Raw genomic sequence first — 16,136 nt, 5'->3', positions numbered from 1 at the left:
TTTACCGCGCCCGGCGATGCCGGCCGCCCAACGGTAGAGCGGTTTCCAGCAGTGTCCGGTGGCATTCGGCTTTCCTCGCCGGGCCACGGTTGCGACAATGGCGCCCCTGCATTTTTCCGAGCTGCCCATGCAACCGACGGCGATCGCCCCGTCCATCCTGTCTGCCGATTTCGCCCGCCTGGGCGAGGAAGTGAACAACGTCCTCAAGGCTGGTGCCGACTGGGTGCACTTCGACGTGATGGACAACCACTACGTGCCCAACCTCACTATCGGCCCGATGGTGTGCCAGGCGCTGCGCAAGCACGGCATCACTGCGCCGATCGACGTGCATCTGATGGTCGAGCCAGTGGACCGCATCGTGCCGGACTTCGCCGAGGCCGGCGCCACCACCATCAGTTTCCATCCCGAAGCCAGCCGCCATGTGCACCGCACGATTCAGTTGATCAAGTCGCACGGCTGTCAGGCCGGGCTGGTGCTCAACCCGGCCACGCCGGTGGATATTCTGGATTGGGTGCTGCCCGAGCTGGATCTGGTGCTGGTGATGTCGGTCAATCCGGGCTTTGGTGGACAGGCCTTTATTCCTTCCGCGCTGGATAAATTGCGCGCGATCCGCAAGAAGATCGATGCGCTGGGCAAGCCGATCCGGCTGGAGATCGATGGCGGCGTCAAGGCCGACAACATCGGTGCGATTGCCGCAGCCGGCGCCGACACCTTCGTCGCCGGGTCGGCCATTTTCAACGCCCCCGACTATGCGCGGGTGATTGAACAGATGCGTGCGGCGGTGGACGCGGTGCGATGATCCAGCCCGGGCCGCAGATCCGCAGCGCCACGCCCGACGATGTGCCGTTGCTGCATGAACTCATCACTGCGCTGGCGGCGTACGAGCGCGAGCCGGATGCGGTCAAGGCGAGCCTGGAAGATCTGCGTACCAGTCTGTTCGGCGAGGGCGCCACCGCGCATGCGCTGATCTGCGAGCAGGACGGTCAAGCGTTGGGATTTGCGGTGTATTTCTTCAACTATTCGACCTGGCTGGGCCGCAACGGCCTGTATCTGGAAGACCTGTTCGTGCGGCCGGAAGCGCGCGGCAAGGGCGCTGGCCTTGCGCTGTTGCGGCACTTGGCGCAGCTGGCCGTGCAGCGTGGCTGCGGACGGTTCGAGTGGTCGGTGCTGGACTGGAACCAGCCGGCCATCGACTTCTATCAAGCGGTGGGCGCGCGCCCGATGGACGGCTGGACCGTGTACCGGCTAGACGGCGAACGGCTGGCTGCGTTTGCCGCAGGCACCTGAGCCGGGCGCGCCGGGGAATCCAGCGTCAAGCAAAAGGAAGGCCGCTCCCGAGGAAGCGGCCTTCAAGAAAATTGGAGGCTGATCCTGCCTCCGCCCGTCGTCCCTGCTATGGCCTTCTACTCTCCGGGTCATCGATGACACGGCAATGACAGCGCGCCGGCACTGCCTATTCACAATCCACCCAGTGGCTCGCTGCTAGCCTGCGGTCATTACCCTCACAGCATCGGCAGCGCGCATGGCCCCGTCCCACTGGCGTCTGATCCTCAACGGCAAGTCCACCGATAATCTGGACCTGCGTGAGGCGGTGGGCACGCTGCGCAAGCGCGGCCTCCAGCTCGATGTACGGGTCACCTGGGAAGACGGCGATGCCGAGCGCTATGTGAGCGAAGCAGTGGCCGATGGCGTGCACACGGTCGTGGCCGCCGGTGGCGATGGCACGCTGAGCGAAGTGGCCGCCGCCCTGGCGCATCACCAGGGCGACGCGGCGACGTTGCCATCGCTGGGCCTCGTGCCGCTGGGCACCGCCAACGACTTCGCGACCGCCGCCAACGTCCCGATTGCCCCGCTGGAGGCACTGACCCTGATCGCCGAGCGCGTTGCGCAGCCGGTCGACCTGCTGCGCATCGAGGCCGACCACGGCCCGCACTGGTGCGCCAATATGGCCAGCGGCGGCTTCGGCACCCAGGTCACGGTGGAAACCGACGAAGGCCTGAAAAAGATGCTCGGCGGCCTGGCCTATCTCATTACGGGTATGTCGCGGCTGGGCCGTATCGACCCCATCAGCGCCCGCTTCAGCGGCCCGGATTTCAGCTGGGAAGGCGAATTCATCGCACTTGGGCTGGGGAACGGGCGCCAGGCCGGTGGCGGCCAGGCGCTGTGCCCGGAGGCGTTGATCGACGACGGTCTGCTGGATGTCACCATCGTCCCTGACCTCAACGGCGAAGTGGCTGCCACGCTCGGCACCCTGGTCACCGGCGGCAAACAGGCCGCGCTCGAACGCGTGGCCGTGCGCGCCCGGGTGCCGTGGCTGGAGATCGTCTCCAAACAAGCGCTCACCTTGAACCTGGACGGCGAACCGGAGACCTCGCGGCACTTCCGCATTGAATGCGTCCCGGCGCGGCTGCGGATGCATTTGCCGGGCGATTGTCCGCTGCTTGGTGGGTAAGGGCCGGGAATCGGAAAAGCGTGGCATGCATTTCGGGTGGGCCAGGCAATCGCGCCGCTTTGCGCCCCTTTCTCTCGGGGCGATAAGGCACTGCTTGCGCCACTGGCGCGCGTGTCTTGGAGCGCACGCCTCTGTTAGGGCAGGCCGGGGTGCGGAGCGGGGGGCGGAGTGAGGGGCACTGCGCCGACTCGCATGCTGCCACCAGCCACCTCGCGCCGAGGAAGAGTTGCTGCAAGCGTCCGCAAGGAAGCGCAACGCGCGGACTTTAAGCGCGCACTGAGGTCCGGTGCCCACCAGTCTGACGACATCCACCAACCCGCCTGCGTAGCCTCCAGCTTTTCGCCAACCCGCACAACCACGTCAGCAACACCCCCATCCTTCGCCATTGTTGAACGGCGTTCGCCTGCGCCTGCTGCCCTGCGGCCAGCAGTTGCGCTACAGTAGCTGCGTGTCCCGCCTGACGACTCCACGCTCCTTCTCTTCCGCTCGCCGCTGGTGGCGATGGTGGCCCGTTGCCGTCGTCCGCCCCGCCACAGAGTCCCGGAAGGAAAGTCGTCTTGATCACTGCAGAGCAGTTCCAGCGCCAGGCCGCTGAAGGTCACACCCGTATCCCCGTTGTCCGCGAAGTGCTGTCCGATCTGGACACGCCGCTTTCGGTCTATCTGAAGCTCGCCGACGGCGCCTACACCTATCTGTTCGAATCGGTCGAAGGCGGGGAGCGCTTCGGACGGTATTCCATCATCGGCCTGCCGGCGCGCCGCGTGTACAGCTTTCGTGGCCACACGCTGGACGTTAGCGAGCACGGCGAAGTCGTCGAAACGCGCGAAGTCGCTGACCCGCTGGCCGAAGTGGACGCGCTGCGCGCCGAGCATTCGGTGCCGCAGCTCGACGGGCTGCCGGGCTTCACCGGCGGGCTGGTCGGCTGGTTCGGTTTCGAGTGCATCCAGTACATCGAACCGCGCCTGGGCAGCGGCGACAAACCCGACGAACTCGGCACGCCCGACATCCTGCTGATGCTCTCCGAAGAGCTGGCAGTGTTCGACAACCTCAAGGGCCGCCTGTACCTGATCGTGCATGCCGACCCGCGCCAGCCGCAGGCCTATGTGCGTGCCAATCGGCGTCTGGACGAACTGGCGCATCGCCTGCGCCAGGGCGGCGCGGGGTATCCGCGCGCACAGATTTCCGATGCGATCGACGAATCGGATTTCCACTCATCGTTCACCCGCGAGCAATACCACGCGGTGGTGCGCAAGGCGCAGGAATACGTGCGCGCCGGCGATATCTTCCAGGTCGTGCCATCGCAGCGGTTGCGCGTGCCGTTCCGCGCCCGTCCGGTGGATGTGTATCGCGCGTTGCGTGCGCTCAATCCCTCGCCGTACATGTATTTTCTCGATGTCGGCGGTACCCAGGTGGTCGGCTCGTCCCCGGAAATCCTGGCGCGTCTGCGCGACGGCGTGGTCACCGTGCGCCCGATTGCCGGCACTCGCCCACGCGGTGCCACGCCGGAACTCGACAAGGCGCTGGAAGCCGAATTGCTGGCCGACCCGAAAGAGCGCGCCGAGCATGTGATGTTGATCGATCTAGGCCGCAACGATGTGGGCCGCGTTGCCGAACCGGGCACGGTCAAGGTCGGCGAGCAGTTCGTGATCGAACGCTATAGCCATGTCATGCATATCGTCAGTGAAGTGACCGGCAGGTTGAGGGCTGGCCTGAACTACAGCGACGTGCTGCGCGCCACCTTCCCGGCCGGCACCGTGAGCGGCGCGCCTAAAATCCGTGCGCTGGAGATCATTCGTGAGCTGGAGCCGGTCAAGCGCAACGTGTATTCCGGCGCGGTCGGCTACATCGGATGGCACGGCGATGCCGATACCGCTATCGCCATCCGCACCGCCGTGATCCAGGACGGCTATCTGTATGTGCAGGCAGGCGGTGGCGTGGTCTACGACTCTGACCCGGACCTGGAATGGCAGGAAACGATGAACAAGGGGCGTGCGCTGTTTCGCGCAGTCGCCCAGGCGGCAAAGGGCCTGTGATGGACGGGCAGGGCAGCAGTGTGCGCATCAGCTTTCGTAACGACTACAGCGAAGGCGCGCACCCACGTCTGCTGCAGGCGTTGGCGCAGGCCAGCGCCGAGCAGCACGCCGGCTATGGCACCGATCGGCACACAGCGCGTGCGGTTGCATTGATCCGCAGTGCAGTCGCGCAGCCGCAGGCCGACGTGCATCTGCTGGTGGGCGGCACGCAGACCAATCTGATTGCGATCAGCGCGTTTTTACGCCCGCATCAGGCAGTCATCGCGGTGGAAGCGGCGCATATCGCCACGCACGAGACCGGCGCCATCGAAGCGACTGGCCATAAAGTGCTCACTGTGCCGGCGCTGCACGACAAGCTGACGCCTGCGCTGATCCAGTCGGTGCTGTCTGTGCACAGCACCGAACACATGGTGCAGCCGCGTCTGGTCTACATTTCCAACAGCACCGAAAGCGGCACCATCTATACGCGTGCCGAACTCGATGCGTTGTCGCAGTTCTGCCGCGCAAACGATCTGCTGCTGTATCTGGATGGCGCGCGCCTGGGTGCCGCACTGACCGCCGACGGCAACGATCTGGATCTGCCCACCATTGCCACGCTCACCGATGCGTTCTACATCGGCGGCACCAAGAATGGTGCGCTGCTCGGCGAAGCGCTGGTCATCGTCAACCCCGCGTTGCAGGCCGATTTGCGTTACCTGATCAAGCAGCGCGGCGCGCTGCTTGCCAAGGGCATGGTGCTCGGTGCGCAATTGGCAGCGTTGTTCGAAGACGGACTGTTTTTCGAGCTTGCAGCGCATGCAAATGCCATGGCGCAACGCTTGCGCACCGGCCTGCTTGCCGCAGGCGCGCACTTCACCAGCGACTCGCCGACCAATCAGCAATTTATCGCCGTCAGTGCGCAATACGCTGCGCAGCTGGCGCAACGCTACGACTTCGAGCGCTGGGAACTCCGCACAGACGGCAGCCATGTGATCCGCTTCGTCACGTCGTGGGCGACGACGCCTGAGGCGGTCGATCGCCTGTGTGCGGATATGGCAACACTGCAGCGCGGTGTGCTGTAAGCATGCGCGTCAGTCACCAGCGAGAAGGCAAGTGAAGCAAACCACGCCCTGTCGGGTATCAAGACGTCCCCTAGCAAGGCGGCCGAGGTGCGTGCGCAGCTCGAGCGCGAGGCCGCTGACCAATCACGCAGGTCTGCCGCTGAACTTGCCAAGCCTGATGGCGTCAGGATTCAGGGGCTGCATACGATCTGCGATGTCGCACCGAATTTCGCCTATGGCATTCAGGCGGGTAGTTGGCCGACACCGGTTGCTCTGGTCTGCGCATCGCCGGCATCGCCCGCACCTGTTGCTGATCGAGGTGCAACCGTCGAGTTACTCGAAGCCGGCAGCATCACCCTCACCGAAAACATCTATGCGGTCTTCCTGATCGCGCAATGAGTCCTTTGCCATGCTGCTGATGCTCGACAACTACGACAGCTTCACCTACAACCTCGTGCAGTATTTGCAGGCGTTGGGCGCCGAGGTCATGGTGGTGCGTAACGATGCGATGCGCGTCGACCAGATCGCCGCGCTCAAGCCCGAGCGCATCGTGATCTCGCCCGGTCCGTGTACGCCCAACGAGGCGGGTATCTCGCTGCAGTTGATCGAGCAGCTGGGTCAGACCACACCCATCCTGGGCGTATGCTTGGGCCATCAAAGCATCGGTCAGGTCTATGGCGGCGATGTGATCCGCGCCGGCAACATCATGCATGGCAAGACCTCGCCGATCCGCCACCAGGGCAAGGGCGTGTTCGCCGGCCTGCCTGACAGTTACGAGGCCACGCGTTACCACTCGCTGGTGGTGGACAAGACCACCCTGCCGGATGCACTGGAAGTCACTGCCTGGACCGAAAATCCGGATGGTTCGATGGAAGAGATCATGGGCCTGCGCCACCGCCAGTTTCCGGTCGAAGGCGTGCAGTTCCATCCCGAGTCGATCCTGACCCAGCACGGACATGCCTTGCTGAAGAACTTTCTGCAGCGTTGAGCACGATGTGCCATCTGCGCCTCGGCGTGGCGGCATCGCACTGCGGCCTTGGTGCAGCGACGCCGCAGAATTGCGATGCCACCCAACACGTGCACCCCTACAGCGCAACGTGATGTCACCGCAGCGCCGCCTTCCACCGCATCCGGATCACGATGAGCACACACGACGACAGCATCCACTTCTACGAGCCGACCCGGGGCCACGGGCTGCCGCACGATCCGTTCAATGCCATTGTCGGGCCGCGCCCGATCGGCTGGATCGGCTCGCGCAGCGCCGAGGGCGTTGCCAATCTGGCGCCGTACAGCTTTTTCAATGCCTTCAATTACATTCCGCCGATCGTCGGCTTTGCCAGCATCGGTCGCAAAGACAGCCTGCGCAACATCGAAGCCACTGGCGAGTTCACCTGGAATCTGGCTACCCGCCCGCTGGCCGAGGCAATGAATGCCAGTGCGGCGATGGTGCCGGCGGAGGTCGATGAATTCGATCTTGCTGGCCTGCAGATGGCGCCATCGCGCCTGATCGCAGCGCCACGGGTCGCTGCCAGTCCGGTGAGTTTCGAATGCCGGCTCAGCCAGCTATTGCCGCTGCAGACCGCATCCGGCCACGCCATCGAGACCTGGTTAGTGCTGGGCGAAGTCGTCGGCGTGCATCTGGCCAAGTCTGCGCTGCACGAGGGCATCTACGACCCGGCCGCGGTGCAGACGATTCTGCGCGCGGGCGGGCCGGCCGATTACTACGAAGTGCAACCCCAGGCGCGTTTTCGCATGCGGCGTCCAGGCCAATGATCATCGTAGTTGCTTCGCCGAGTACCTCGCTTGGCGCCTGCGATGTCCCACACTGACCAAGCGCGCCGCAATCCGCCTGCGAATCTCTCCATTACGTTCTGCCACGGTTGTTTCCATGCCTATCACTCCGCAAGAAGCTCTCCAACGCACCATTGAGCACCGCGAAATCTTCCACGACGAAATGGTCGAGTTGATGCGGCAGATCATGCGCGGCGAGGTCTCCGATATGATGGTCGCGGCCATCCTCACGGGGTTGCGGGTCAAGAAAGAAACCATTGGCGAAATCGCCGGCGCCGCCACGGTGATGCGCGAGTTCTCGCGCCGCGTGGACGTGAGCAATCGCCAGCACATGGTCGACATCGTCGGCACCGGCGGCGATGGCTCGCACACTTTCAACATTTCCACCTGCGCGATGTTCGTGGCTGCAGCTGGCGGCGCCAAGGTGGCCAAGCACGGCAATCGCAGTGTCTCATCTAAATCCGGCAGCGCCGACGCACTGGAAGCATTGGGCGCGGTGATCGAGTTGCAGCCAGAGCAGGTTGCCAATGCATTGGCGCAGACCGGCATCGGCTTCATGTACGCGCCCGTGCATCATCCGGCCATGAAGGTGGTGGCGCCGGTGCGTCGCGAAATGGGCGTGCGCACCATCTTCAACATCCTCGGCCCGCTCACCAACCCGGCCGGCTCGCCGAATATTTTGATGGGCGTGTTTCACCCCGATCTGGTCGGCATCCAGGCCCGCGTACTGCAGGAGCTGGGCGCCGAACGTGCGTTGGTGGTATGGGGGCGCGACGGCATGGACGAACTCTCGCTTGGTGCCGGCACGCTGGTCGGCGAATTGCGCGACGGACAGGTGCGCGAATACGAAGTGCATCCGGAAGATTTCGGTATCGCCATGTCGGCCAGCCGTAACCTCAAGGTGGCCGATGCTGCGCAGTCGCGCGCGATGCTATTGCAGGTCTTGGACAACGTGCCTGGCCCCGCGCTGGACATCGTGGCGCTTAACGCCGGTGCCGCGCTGTACGTGGCCGGCGTGGCCGAGAGCATTGCCGCCGGCGTGCAGCACGCACGCGGGGTCCTCGCCGACGGCTCGGCGCGCGCCAGACTTGATGCGTATGTCGCATGTACGCGAGAGTTGGCGGGTCTGCATGGCGCCGAGCGCGGTTCCGCCTGAATCGGCCAGCGTGGGGTGACCGGCGCGCGTGGCGAGGCCGTCGACTGCGTGGCGCCGCACGGTGCGTCGGGTCAACACGGACACCGTGATACGACGCTCCGCCGCTCGCGTGCCCACTGCCGCCTCTGCGCATGGCCGGCGCATGGAGAGAAAACTAAGCTGCGGTCCACGGCATCTGCCACACACGATGACAAGGAGTTTGCGTGGCCAACCGATCCTATCTCTATAGCCTGAGCAACCGGCCAACCTCGTACGATGATCGACCGGAAATGATCTGCGGTCTGTCGGAGTGGCCGTACGAGGTGCCGTTCGTGTACCGGCTCCTGATGTCGGCCGACCCCCAGCTGTGCGCATCGCTGGTCTCCGATGGCCTGGATGATGACGACGAAGCGCCGGGCGACGCCGATGTGCACGGCGATGGCCCGCATGCGCAGCGTGTTCGGAAAGCGCGTCTTTATGCAATCAGCGGCACGTTCGACCCTGGCATGGAACGGTTCCGTCGCTTTGCCGAGATTGTAAAAATTCTTGTCGCAACCGCTCCACCTGCACTCCCCGTCCCCACTGCCGCCCCCGCATCTGTGTCTTTCATCTGGCGGCGGCTCAAGAGCATCTTCTCGACTGCTTCGTCCCCTGCCGAAGATCCTGCGCAAGCGTCCGGCCCGGCGCCCGCGTCGGCCGAGCACCTGCCTGTCTGGCTCGACGAATCGCTGAGCTTTTTGGAAGAGCGCTGCGATGATTTCTTATTGCTGGAGACCGTCGAGCTTGACCTCATGTCGGAGGGCGGAGAGCAGGGTCTACGCAACTGCGTGCAGGCAGAGATCGACAGATGCCGCGCCGTTGGTGCCGCGTTCGATGCCTTGCCGGCCGACATGCACGACGCTGCGCAGCTCCTGCGTCGCACGGCGGCGCACATGCATGCACCGCCACTTGATGCGTTCTACGGCTTGCGCTTCGATAACGACTGCGACAGTACCCGGACCGGCGCCACCGAGCATCCGCTGGGACTGATGAACTGGTCCGAAGACCTGTACGTCGACCTAATGGACCGCGAGGAATTCGAGAAACGTAGAGCGAACGGTTGAGGTCAGATGCGGTGGCATCGATGCGTGGCCGCAACGCCGCCGCAGGGGTCCCGCAGACGCTGCCTAACGGCTGAATCCATTGCTCAGTGAGTCGACGGCCGACGCGATCGATGCGCATCGGCCGTCATTCATTGCGACACGGCAAGCGGTGGCGTTGGTACATATCTGTAGAGGTGAGTGCGCGCCGTTGTAGGGGACGTGGTCTTTCCCGGCGACAACCGGCTGTTACCGAGTGCGCGAGACCGTGGGCCGTTACCCCGGTCGTCATCGTCTTAGTCGATAATGTCCGATCATCAGGACACAAACCGCATGAGCGACATCCTCAATACCATTCTTGCCCGCAAGGCCGACGAAGTCGCCGAGCGCAGTGCGCGCGTGCCGCTGGCCGAGTTGATCGCGCGCAGCGCTGACCTGCCGCTCACGCGCGGTTTCGCGGCCGCCATGCAGGCCAGCATCGCCGCCGGCGACCCGGCCGTGATTGCCGAAGTGAAGAAGGCCAGCCCGTCCAAGGGCGTGATTCGGCCCGACTTCCACCCGGCCGATATCGCGGTCAGCTATGAATTCGGCGGCGCGACGTGCCTGTCGGTGCTCACCGATGTGGATTTCTTTCAGGGATCCGATGCCTATTTGCGCCAGGCGCGCGATGCCTGCACGCTGCCGGTGCTGCGCAAGGATTTCACCGTCGACCCGTATCAGGTGTACGAAGCGCGCGTGCTCGGTGCCGACTGCATCCTGTTGATCGTCTCCGCATTGGAAGACGCCCAACTGGCCGACCTGTCTGGTTTGGCCATGCAACTGGGCCTGGATGTGCTGGTAGAAGTGCATGATATCGACGAGCTCGAGCGTGCGGTGCAGGTGCCGGTGCCGTTGATCGGCATCAACAACCGCAACCTGCGCACTTTCGAGGTCACGCTGCAGACGACGTTGGACATGCGCGCCGCGGTGCCGCGCGACCGTGTGCTGGTTACCGAGAGCGGCATCGTCACCCAGGCCGATGTGCAACTGATGCGCAGTCACGATGTGAACGCGTTTCTGGTCGGCGAGACCTTCATGCGCGCGGCCGAACCCGGCGAGTCACTGCGTCAGCTATTCTTCGCGCATGACTGAGGCGTATCCCGCACCGCGCGAAGACGCACCGCTGGTGGTGTTCGACTTCGACCACACCTTGTACGCCGGCGATTCCGGTAGCCATCTGTTCGCCTGGCTGATCAAGCGCAATCCGTTGCGCTTGCTGGTCGCACTGTTGGCCTCGCCAATTCTCGGCCCGATGGTGGCGATGCTGCCAACCCGGCGACGCGGCGTGTCCGGCTATGTGTGGATCGCCACCTTCGGCCTGCATCGCGCCCGCGAGTTCAACCGCTTCATCGACGCATACGTGCTCAAGCATGAAGCGCAGATCCGCCAGCGCCTGCTCCCGCATGCGCTCAAGGTCTTTACCGAACACCGCGCTGCCGGCGACCGTGTTGTGGTCGCTACCGGGGCACCGCCGGAGCTGGCACGCGCCATTCTCGGCTTTGTCGCGCATCAGGATGTGCCGGTGATCGGCAGCCTGGTCGGCCCGCGCCTGGGCGCGGTCACCGCACGGCGTCACTGCCATAACGAAGAAAAGATGCGCATGTTGCGCGAGCGCGGCTACGCCGATATCGCCATCGCCTATTCGGACAGCACCGCAGATCTGCCGCTGTTGAAGGCCGCGCGCGCGCCGGTGGTTGTCAATCCCAAGGCCAATCGCGAAGCGTTGTTCCGTCAAGTGCTGCCGGCGGGTACCCCCATCCTCAACTGGGGTTGCCGCGACCGCGGCGGCAAGGCGCTGTAGGCAAGCGCACGCGTCTGGGCAGCAGGTCGTTCGAGCGGCCCGCAGGACCCCATTGATCAGGCACACCGACCTGGGCAAGCCTAGGCGGCTTGATAACGACGAATCGTCGAGACTGTGACGTAGTCGCGGTGCGAACCGTGTGGTTCGACCGTCCGAAGACGCTCTTATAAGAGGTATCGCGCAAACACGTCGCTGCAGGCGCTATGCAAGTGCCAATATCGGCAGCATCGCAGGCGAGTACATCGTTGCCGAACTTGGCACGCAGCCAGTGCGCAAGGCACTGGCTGCGTCGTGCCGTGTCAGCGCGTGCCGTACAGCACGACGGTCTTGCCGCGTGCATGTAGCAGGCCGTCGGCCTGCAGCTTCTTGAGCACGCGTCCTGCCATTTCGCGCGAGCACCCGACCAGGCGTGCCAGCTCCTGGCGCGAGACGCGCAGCTGGGTGCCTTGCGGATGGCTCATCGCTTCCGGTTCCTTGGACAGATCGTGAAGCGTGCGCACGATGCGATCGGTCACGTCCAGGAAGGCCAGGCGGCTGGCTTTCCTTGTGGTATCGAGCAGCCGTTTTGAAAGCTGAACGCCGATCGCGTAGAGAATCTTCGGCGCATCCGGCGACAGGCTGGTCTGGAACAGTTGCTGCAGCCGCTCGTAGCTGATCTCTGCCAACTCGCACTGGGTGCGGGTGCGCAGGATCACTTCGCGCGTATCGGATTCGATGAACAACCCCATCTCGCCGACGAACTCGCCGCTACCGAAGTAGCCCAGCACCAACTCACGATCGTCATCTTCCTCGGCAATGATGCTCACCGAGCCGCTGATCACGTAGTAGAGGGTGCCGGCCGGGTCTCCTGGCCGGAACACGTCGGTCCGGGTCGGATAGCGCCTGCGGTGGCTGTGCGCCAGAAAACGCTCGATGGTGCCCGCGTCCAGCGCCAGGGAAGGGGTAGCGTTACGTACCGTCGTAGTCACAACCGTCGTGTTTCCTGGGCTCATGGTAGTTCCGCGTGTAATTCCTGAAGCTTAACGGCATGAGTCATGCAAGGTAAACCATTCTCAACATCGGCATTTCGTTGCTGGGATCTTTGGCTCATAATTGACTCCTTTCCCGCTTTCCATAAGGACAGACCGACGTGGTCAAGCCGTTGCCTCGTCTGAGGCTACAGGGGTTCAACAACCTCACCAAGGCGTTGAGCTTCAACATCTACGACGTCTGTTACGCGCGTACCGAAGAGGAGCGTCAGCGCTACATCGAGTATATCGATGAGCAGTACGACGCCGATCGTCTGACGCAGATCCTGACCGATGTGGCCGAGATCATTGGCGCCAACATCCTCAATATCGCACGTCAGGACTACGATCCGCAGGGTGCATCGGTGACGATCCTGATCTCCGAAGAGCCGGTGATCGACAAGAAGCAGGCCGGCAAGGAGCTGATCTCCGACGCTGTAGTTGCTCATATGGACAAGAGCCATATCACTGTCCATACATATCCGGAGACGCATCCGCAGGAAGGCATCGCCACCTTCCGCGCCGACATCGACGTCGCGACCTGTGGCGTGATTTCACCGTTGAAGGCGCTCAACTACCTGATCGAGAGTCTGGAATCAGACATCGTGATCATGGATTACCGCGTGCGCGGCTTCACGCGCGATGTGAAGGGCAAGAAGCATTACATCGATCACAAGATCAACTCGATCCAGCACTTCCTCGCCAAGAACGTGAAGTCGCGCTACGAGATGTTCGACGTCAACGTCTATCAGGAAAATATCTTCCACACGAAGATGCATTTGAAGGACTTCGACCTGGATCAGTACCTGTTCGAAGAGCGTGCCAAGAACCTCTCGTTCAAGGAGCGCATGAAGATCGAGACGCTGCTCAAGCGTGAGATCGAAGAGCTGTTTCACGGGCGCAACCTGAGCGAATAAGCGCAGGAACACCCTGTTGCGTGCGTGCGTGCGTGCTCGCAAGCGCGCCAACACGACAAGGCGGGACGGCCCGCCACGCGATGACCTCGCGTTCCACAGCCGACGGCGGCCCAGTGTGCAAACACTGGGTCGCTTTTTTTTTGTCCGTTTTTTTGTGAGGAGTACTGCAATGCCCTGGATCTATCTGCTATTTGCCGGCCTGTTCGAGATCGGCTTTGCCATGGGACTGAAATACAGCGACGGCTTCACCCGCCTGTGGCCGACCGTGCTGACCATCGGCCTGGCCGGCACTAGCCTCTGGTTTCTGACGCAGGCGCTGAAAACCATCCCGGTCGGCACTGGTTACGCGATCTGGACCGGCATCGGCGCCCTGGGCGTGACCATCGCCGGCATCGCGCTGTTCGGCGACAGCGCGTCGTGGTCGCGACTTGCGTGCATTGGTTTGATCGTGGCCGGTGTGATCGGGTTGAAGCTGGTCGGGTAGTCAGTCCCGCTTAGCGGGACTGCCCCCAAAGCTTGCTGCGCAAACCTTGGGCCCCGACGCAGTCGTTCCCTATCCGCGCGCCTTCGACGCGCCCCCTGACAAAGGAGGCGCCGCTCCAGATGGGGTGTTGCGAGGTGTGACGTCGGTTGTGCCGTGGGACAGGCCTGCCGGCAGGGCGGGCGGGGAGTCGCATAGGTTGCACACGACTGTGGGCTGGCCTTGGGTCGCCAGTCGCCGATTCCCGACTAGAGCCGGTAGGCCACCGTCTTCATCAGCTTGGAGGCAAGGGCCATTGCGCTGGGGATCGGGGCGGGGAGCTGGCGGGCGCCGGCTTGTTCGGCTTGGTCTGCGTGGCGGGCCTCATCGATCTTCATCACGCGCAGGATGGCGCGGCTGCGCTGGTCGATCTGGGGCAGGGTTTCCAGGTGCTCATCCAGGTGGGCTTCGACCTGGCGTTCGGTTTCGACCACGAACCCCAGGCTCCAGTCGTCGCCACGCAGCCCGGCCAGTGCACCGAGCGCGTAGCTGCCGGCGTACCAGAGCGGGTTGAACAGGCTGGGGCGGCTGTCCAGCTCGTGCAGGCGGTCGGCGCACCAGGCGAGGTGGTCGGTCTCTTCCTGCGCAGCTTCCAGCAGGTGGTGCTGGGTGTGGGCGTCGCGGGCAACTGCGGCCTGACCGAAATACAAGCCTTGCGCGCATACCTCGCCGACATGGTTGATGCGCATCAGACCGGCGGCGTGGCGACGTTGCTTAGGGTCCAATGCAGCGTCGGGTGTGTCGGCAGCGGGGTTGGGGCGTTCGGCCGGCGGATTGCCGAATACCGTGTCCAGCGCGCGCTGGGCTTCGACCAGCAGCCGGTCGAGCGGGCTATGCAGTCGGGAAGGGGAGGTCTGGGTCATGCGTCGATTTTGGCCCCGCTCCGCCGCGCTGCCAACCGCCCCAGCCCTGCGTTCGCTGCAACTTGCGCTGCCGTCGAGCGTCCCGTACAATCCCGCCTCTTCTGTTTCGCCTTCACAACGCGTGGCAAAGTTCCAGTGGTCATCGGCCGCTGCAATCCGCCCGACCACTCAAGAGTTTTCTCATGACTACGTTCACTGCCAAGTCCGAGACCGTCCAGCGCGACTGGTATCTCGTTGACGCCGCCGGCAAGACGCTCGGCCGTCTGTCCACCGAACTGGCCCGCCGCCTGCGCGGCAAGCACAAGCCGGTTTACACCCCTCACGTCGATACCGGCGATTACCTTGTGGTGATCAACGCCGAAAAGATCGTGGTCACGGGTAACAAGCTGAAAGACAAGAAGTATCACCGCTTCACCGGCTACATCGGTAACCTCAAGACCGAGAGCCTGGAGCAGGCGCTGCAGCGCCACCCGGAGCGCGTGATCGAAATCGCCGTCAAGGGCATGCTGCCGAAGGGCCCCCTGGGCCGCACCATGTACCGCAAGCTCAAGGTGTATTCGGGTGCCGAGCATCCGCACGCCGCCCAGCAGCCGCAAGTTCTGGATATCTAATCATGGCTATCACGCAAAACTACGGCACTGGCCGCCGCAAGTCCTCCACCGCTCGCGTGTTCCTGCGCAAGGGCACTGGCAAGATCACCGTCAACGACCGTCCGCTGGACGAGTTCTTCGGCCGTGAGACGGCGCGCATGATCGTGCGCCAGCCGCTCGAGCTGACCAAGAACACCGAAAGCTTCGACATCCTGGTCACCGCCTCCGGCGGCGGCACCACCGGTCAGGCCGGTGCGATCCGTCTGGGCATCGCCCGTGCGCTGGTCGAGTACGACGAAACCCTGAAGTCCGAGCTGCGCAAGGCTGGCTTCATGACCCGCGACGCCCGCGAAGTCGAGCGTAAGAAGGTCGGTCTGCACAAGGCCCGTCGCGCGACCCAGTTCTCCAAGCGCTGATCCATCGCGTTTGCTGCGTCCCGGCTTGCCGGGGCGCCTGCTTCAAAAGCCCGGCCAGCCGGGCTTTTGTCGTTTCGGGGTTGGTGTTGGCAGGGCGCGGCGACCATCGTCCCGGAGCGCTGAGCGCAATGCGTGCGGCACAGACGCGCGAGGCGTCGTTGGTCATGCGTTCGGCAACAAAAAAGGCCCGATCTTTCGATCGAACCTTTTGTGTTTGGCTGCCCCGGATGGATTCGAACCACCGAATGCCTGAGTCAGAGTCAGGTGCCTTACCGCTTGGCGACGGGGCAATAAAACGTGTTTGGTCCAAGATTATTGCATGCCGGTGAGGGCGTGAATACCTTGGTGGCTATGGGTGGACTCGAACCACCGACCCCAGCATTATGAGTGCTGTGCTCTAACCGGCTGAGCTACATAGCCTAGGGAGCCGGCAATTCTCACCATGCGCTGCAC

The 16,136-nt window shown here is 63.7% G+C and carries 18 protein-coding genes and 2 tRNA genes; 16 read left to right on the top strand and 4 right to left on the bottom strand.

Features of this window, described 5'->3' with window-relative positions; all coding sequences use genetic code 11:
- Positions 1-97: 97 nt before the first annotated feature.
- The 12 genes from rpe to XpruCFBP8353_RS09190 all read left to right on the top strand — a co-directional run bounded on the left by rpe (position 98) and on the right by XpruCFBP8353_RS09190 (position 11,370).
- Positions 98-799, top strand: coding sequence for a ribulose-phosphate 3-epimerase (gene rpe / locus XpruCFBP8353_RS09250; protein WP_207759608.1), 702 nt, complete (start codon positions 98-100; stop codon positions 797-799).
- Positions 796-1,287, top strand: coding sequence for a GNAT family N-acetyltransferase (locus XpruCFBP8353_RS09245; RefSeq protein ID WP_101362939.1), 492 nt, complete (start codon positions 796-798; stop codon positions 1,285-1,287). The genes rpe and XpruCFBP8353_RS09245 overlap by 4 nt, the downstream gene beginning before the upstream one ends.
- Before the next feature lie 235 nt (positions 1,288-1,522).
- Complete coding sequence (yegS, locus tag XpruCFBP8353_RS09240; RefSeq protein WP_101362938.1) at positions 1,523-2,452, top strand: lipid kinase YegS; 930 nt, start codon at positions 1,523-1,525, stop codon at positions 2,450-2,452.
- 557 nt (positions 2,453-3,009) lie between these two features.
- Positions 3,010-4,485: an anthranilate synthase component I gene (trpE, locus tag XpruCFBP8353_RS09235; RefSeq protein WP_101362937.1), complete on the top strand. Its 1,476-nt coding sequence runs from the start codon at positions 3,010-3,012 to the stop codon at positions 4,483-4,485.
- Entirely contained in the window at positions 4,485-5,546 is a 1,062-nt protein-coding gene (locus XpruCFBP8353_RS09230; protein WP_101362936.1) for a threonine aldolase family protein, read from the top strand. The genes trpE and XpruCFBP8353_RS09230 overlap by 1 nt, the downstream gene beginning before the upstream one ends.
- Positions 5,547-5,633: 87 nt before the next feature.
- Positions 5,634-5,924: a hypothetical protein gene (locus XpruCFBP8353_RS09225; protein WP_243391082.1), complete on the top strand. Its 291-nt coding sequence runs from the start codon at positions 5,634-5,636 to the stop codon at positions 5,922-5,924.
- Positions 5,925-5,934: 10 nt separating this feature from the next.
- A complete protein-coding gene (locus XpruCFBP8353_RS09220; protein ID WP_101362935.1) occupies positions 5,935-6,513 on the top strand; it encodes an anthranilate synthase component II in 579 nt (192 codons plus the stop codon).
- A gap of 152 nt (positions 6,514-6,665) precedes the next feature.
- Positions 6,666-7,298, top strand: a complete 633-nt coding sequence (locus XpruCFBP8353_RS09210; RefSeq protein ID WP_101362934.1) for a flavin reductase family protein — start codon at positions 6,666-6,668, stop codon at positions 7,296-7,298.
- A 115-nt stretch (positions 7,299-7,413) separates the two neighbouring features.
- Positions 7,414-8,472: an anthranilate phosphoribosyltransferase gene (gene trpD / locus XpruCFBP8353_RS09205; protein ID WP_101362933.1), complete on the top strand. Its 1,059-nt coding sequence runs from the start codon at positions 7,414-7,416 to the stop codon at positions 8,470-8,472.
- Between the two features lie 203 nt (positions 8,473-8,675).
- Positions 8,676-9,554 carry a DUF7822 domain-containing protein gene (locus tag XpruCFBP8353_RS09200; RefSeq protein WP_101362932.1) on the top strand — a complete coding sequence of 293 codons (879 nt, stop codon included), beginning with the start codon at positions 8,676-8,678 and terminating at the stop codon, positions 9,552-9,554.
- A 309-nt stretch (positions 9,555-9,863) separates the two neighbouring features.
- Entirely contained in the window at positions 9,864-10,661 is a 798-nt protein-coding gene (trpC, locus tag XpruCFBP8353_RS09195; RefSeq protein ID WP_101363101.1) for an indole-3-glycerol phosphate synthase TrpC, read from the top strand.
- Complete coding sequence (locus XpruCFBP8353_RS09190) at positions 10,654-11,370, top strand: haloacid dehalogenase-like hydrolase (RefSeq protein WP_101362931.1); 717 nt, start codon at positions 10,654-10,656, stop codon at positions 11,368-11,370. Before trpC ends, XpruCFBP8353_RS09190 begins: the two co-directional genes overlap by 8 nt.
- Before the next feature lie 299 nt (positions 11,371-11,669).
- Here the strand turns inward: XpruCFBP8353_RS09190 and crp are convergent, their stop codons facing one another.
- A complete protein-coding gene (gene crp, locus XpruCFBP8353_RS09180; RefSeq protein WP_010368067.1) occupies positions 11,670-12,362 on the bottom strand; it encodes a cAMP-activated global transcriptional regulator CRP in 693 nt (230 codons plus the stop codon).
- Between the two features lie 137 nt (positions 12,363-12,499).
- Between crp and speD the strand changes: the two genes are divergently transcribed.
- Both speD and XpruCFBP8353_RS09170 read left to right on the top strand, forming a co-directional pair.
- Entirely contained in the window at positions 12,500-13,294 is a 795-nt protein-coding gene (gene speD / locus XpruCFBP8353_RS09175) for an adenosylmethionine decarboxylase (RefSeq protein ID WP_005990692.1), read from the top strand.
- A 169-nt stretch (positions 13,295-13,463) separates the two neighbouring features.
- Positions 13,464-13,778 carry a DMT family transporter gene (locus tag XpruCFBP8353_RS09170; protein WP_101362929.1) on the top strand — a complete coding sequence of 105 codons (315 nt, stop codon included), beginning with the start codon at positions 13,464-13,466 and terminating at the stop codon, positions 13,776-13,778.
- A gap of 245 nt (positions 13,779-14,023) precedes the next feature.
- On the opposite strand, the gene coq7 is transcribed toward XpruCFBP8353_RS09170, so the two are convergent.
- Positions 14,024-14,677, bottom strand: a complete 654-nt coding sequence (coq7, locus tag XpruCFBP8353_RS09165) for a 2-polyprenyl-3-methyl-6-methoxy-1,4-benzoquinone monooxygenase (protein WP_101362928.1) — start codon at positions 14,675-14,677, stop codon at positions 14,024-14,026.
- Positions 14,678-14,859: 182 nt separating this feature from the next.
- Here coq7 and rplM point away from each other — a divergent pair, with 182 nt between their 5' ends.
- Both rplM and rpsI read left to right on the top strand, forming a co-directional pair.
- Positions 14,860-15,288 carry a 50S ribosomal protein L13 gene (rplM, locus tag XpruCFBP8353_RS09160; RefSeq protein ID WP_003483082.1) on the top strand — a complete coding sequence of 143 codons (429 nt, stop codon included), beginning with the start codon at positions 14,860-14,862 and terminating at the stop codon, positions 15,286-15,288.
- A gap of 2 nt (positions 15,289-15,290) precedes the next feature.
- Positions 15,291-15,683: a 30S ribosomal protein S9 gene (gene rpsI, locus XpruCFBP8353_RS09155; RefSeq protein ID WP_005990700.1), complete on the top strand. Its 393-nt coding sequence runs from the start codon at positions 15,291-15,293 to the stop codon at positions 15,681-15,683.
- Between the two features lie 215 nt (positions 15,684-15,898).
- Here the strand turns inward: rpsI and XpruCFBP8353_RS09150 are convergent.
- Positions 15,899-15,973, bottom strand: a tRNA-Gln gene (locus XpruCFBP8353_RS09150).
- A 53-nt stretch (positions 15,974-16,026) separates the two neighbouring features.
- A tRNA-Met gene (locus tag XpruCFBP8353_RS09145) sits at positions 16,027-16,103 on the bottom strand.
- Positions 16,104-16,136: the final 33 nt, after the last annotated feature.

The organism is Xanthomonas prunicola (assembly GCF_002846205.1).
In the GTDB taxonomy this organism is placed as follows: Bacteria; Pseudomonadota; Gammaproteobacteria; order Xanthomonadales; family Xanthomonadaceae; genus Xanthomonas; species Xanthomonas prunicola.
This window is presented reverse-complemented; position numbering and strand designations above follow the sequence as displayed.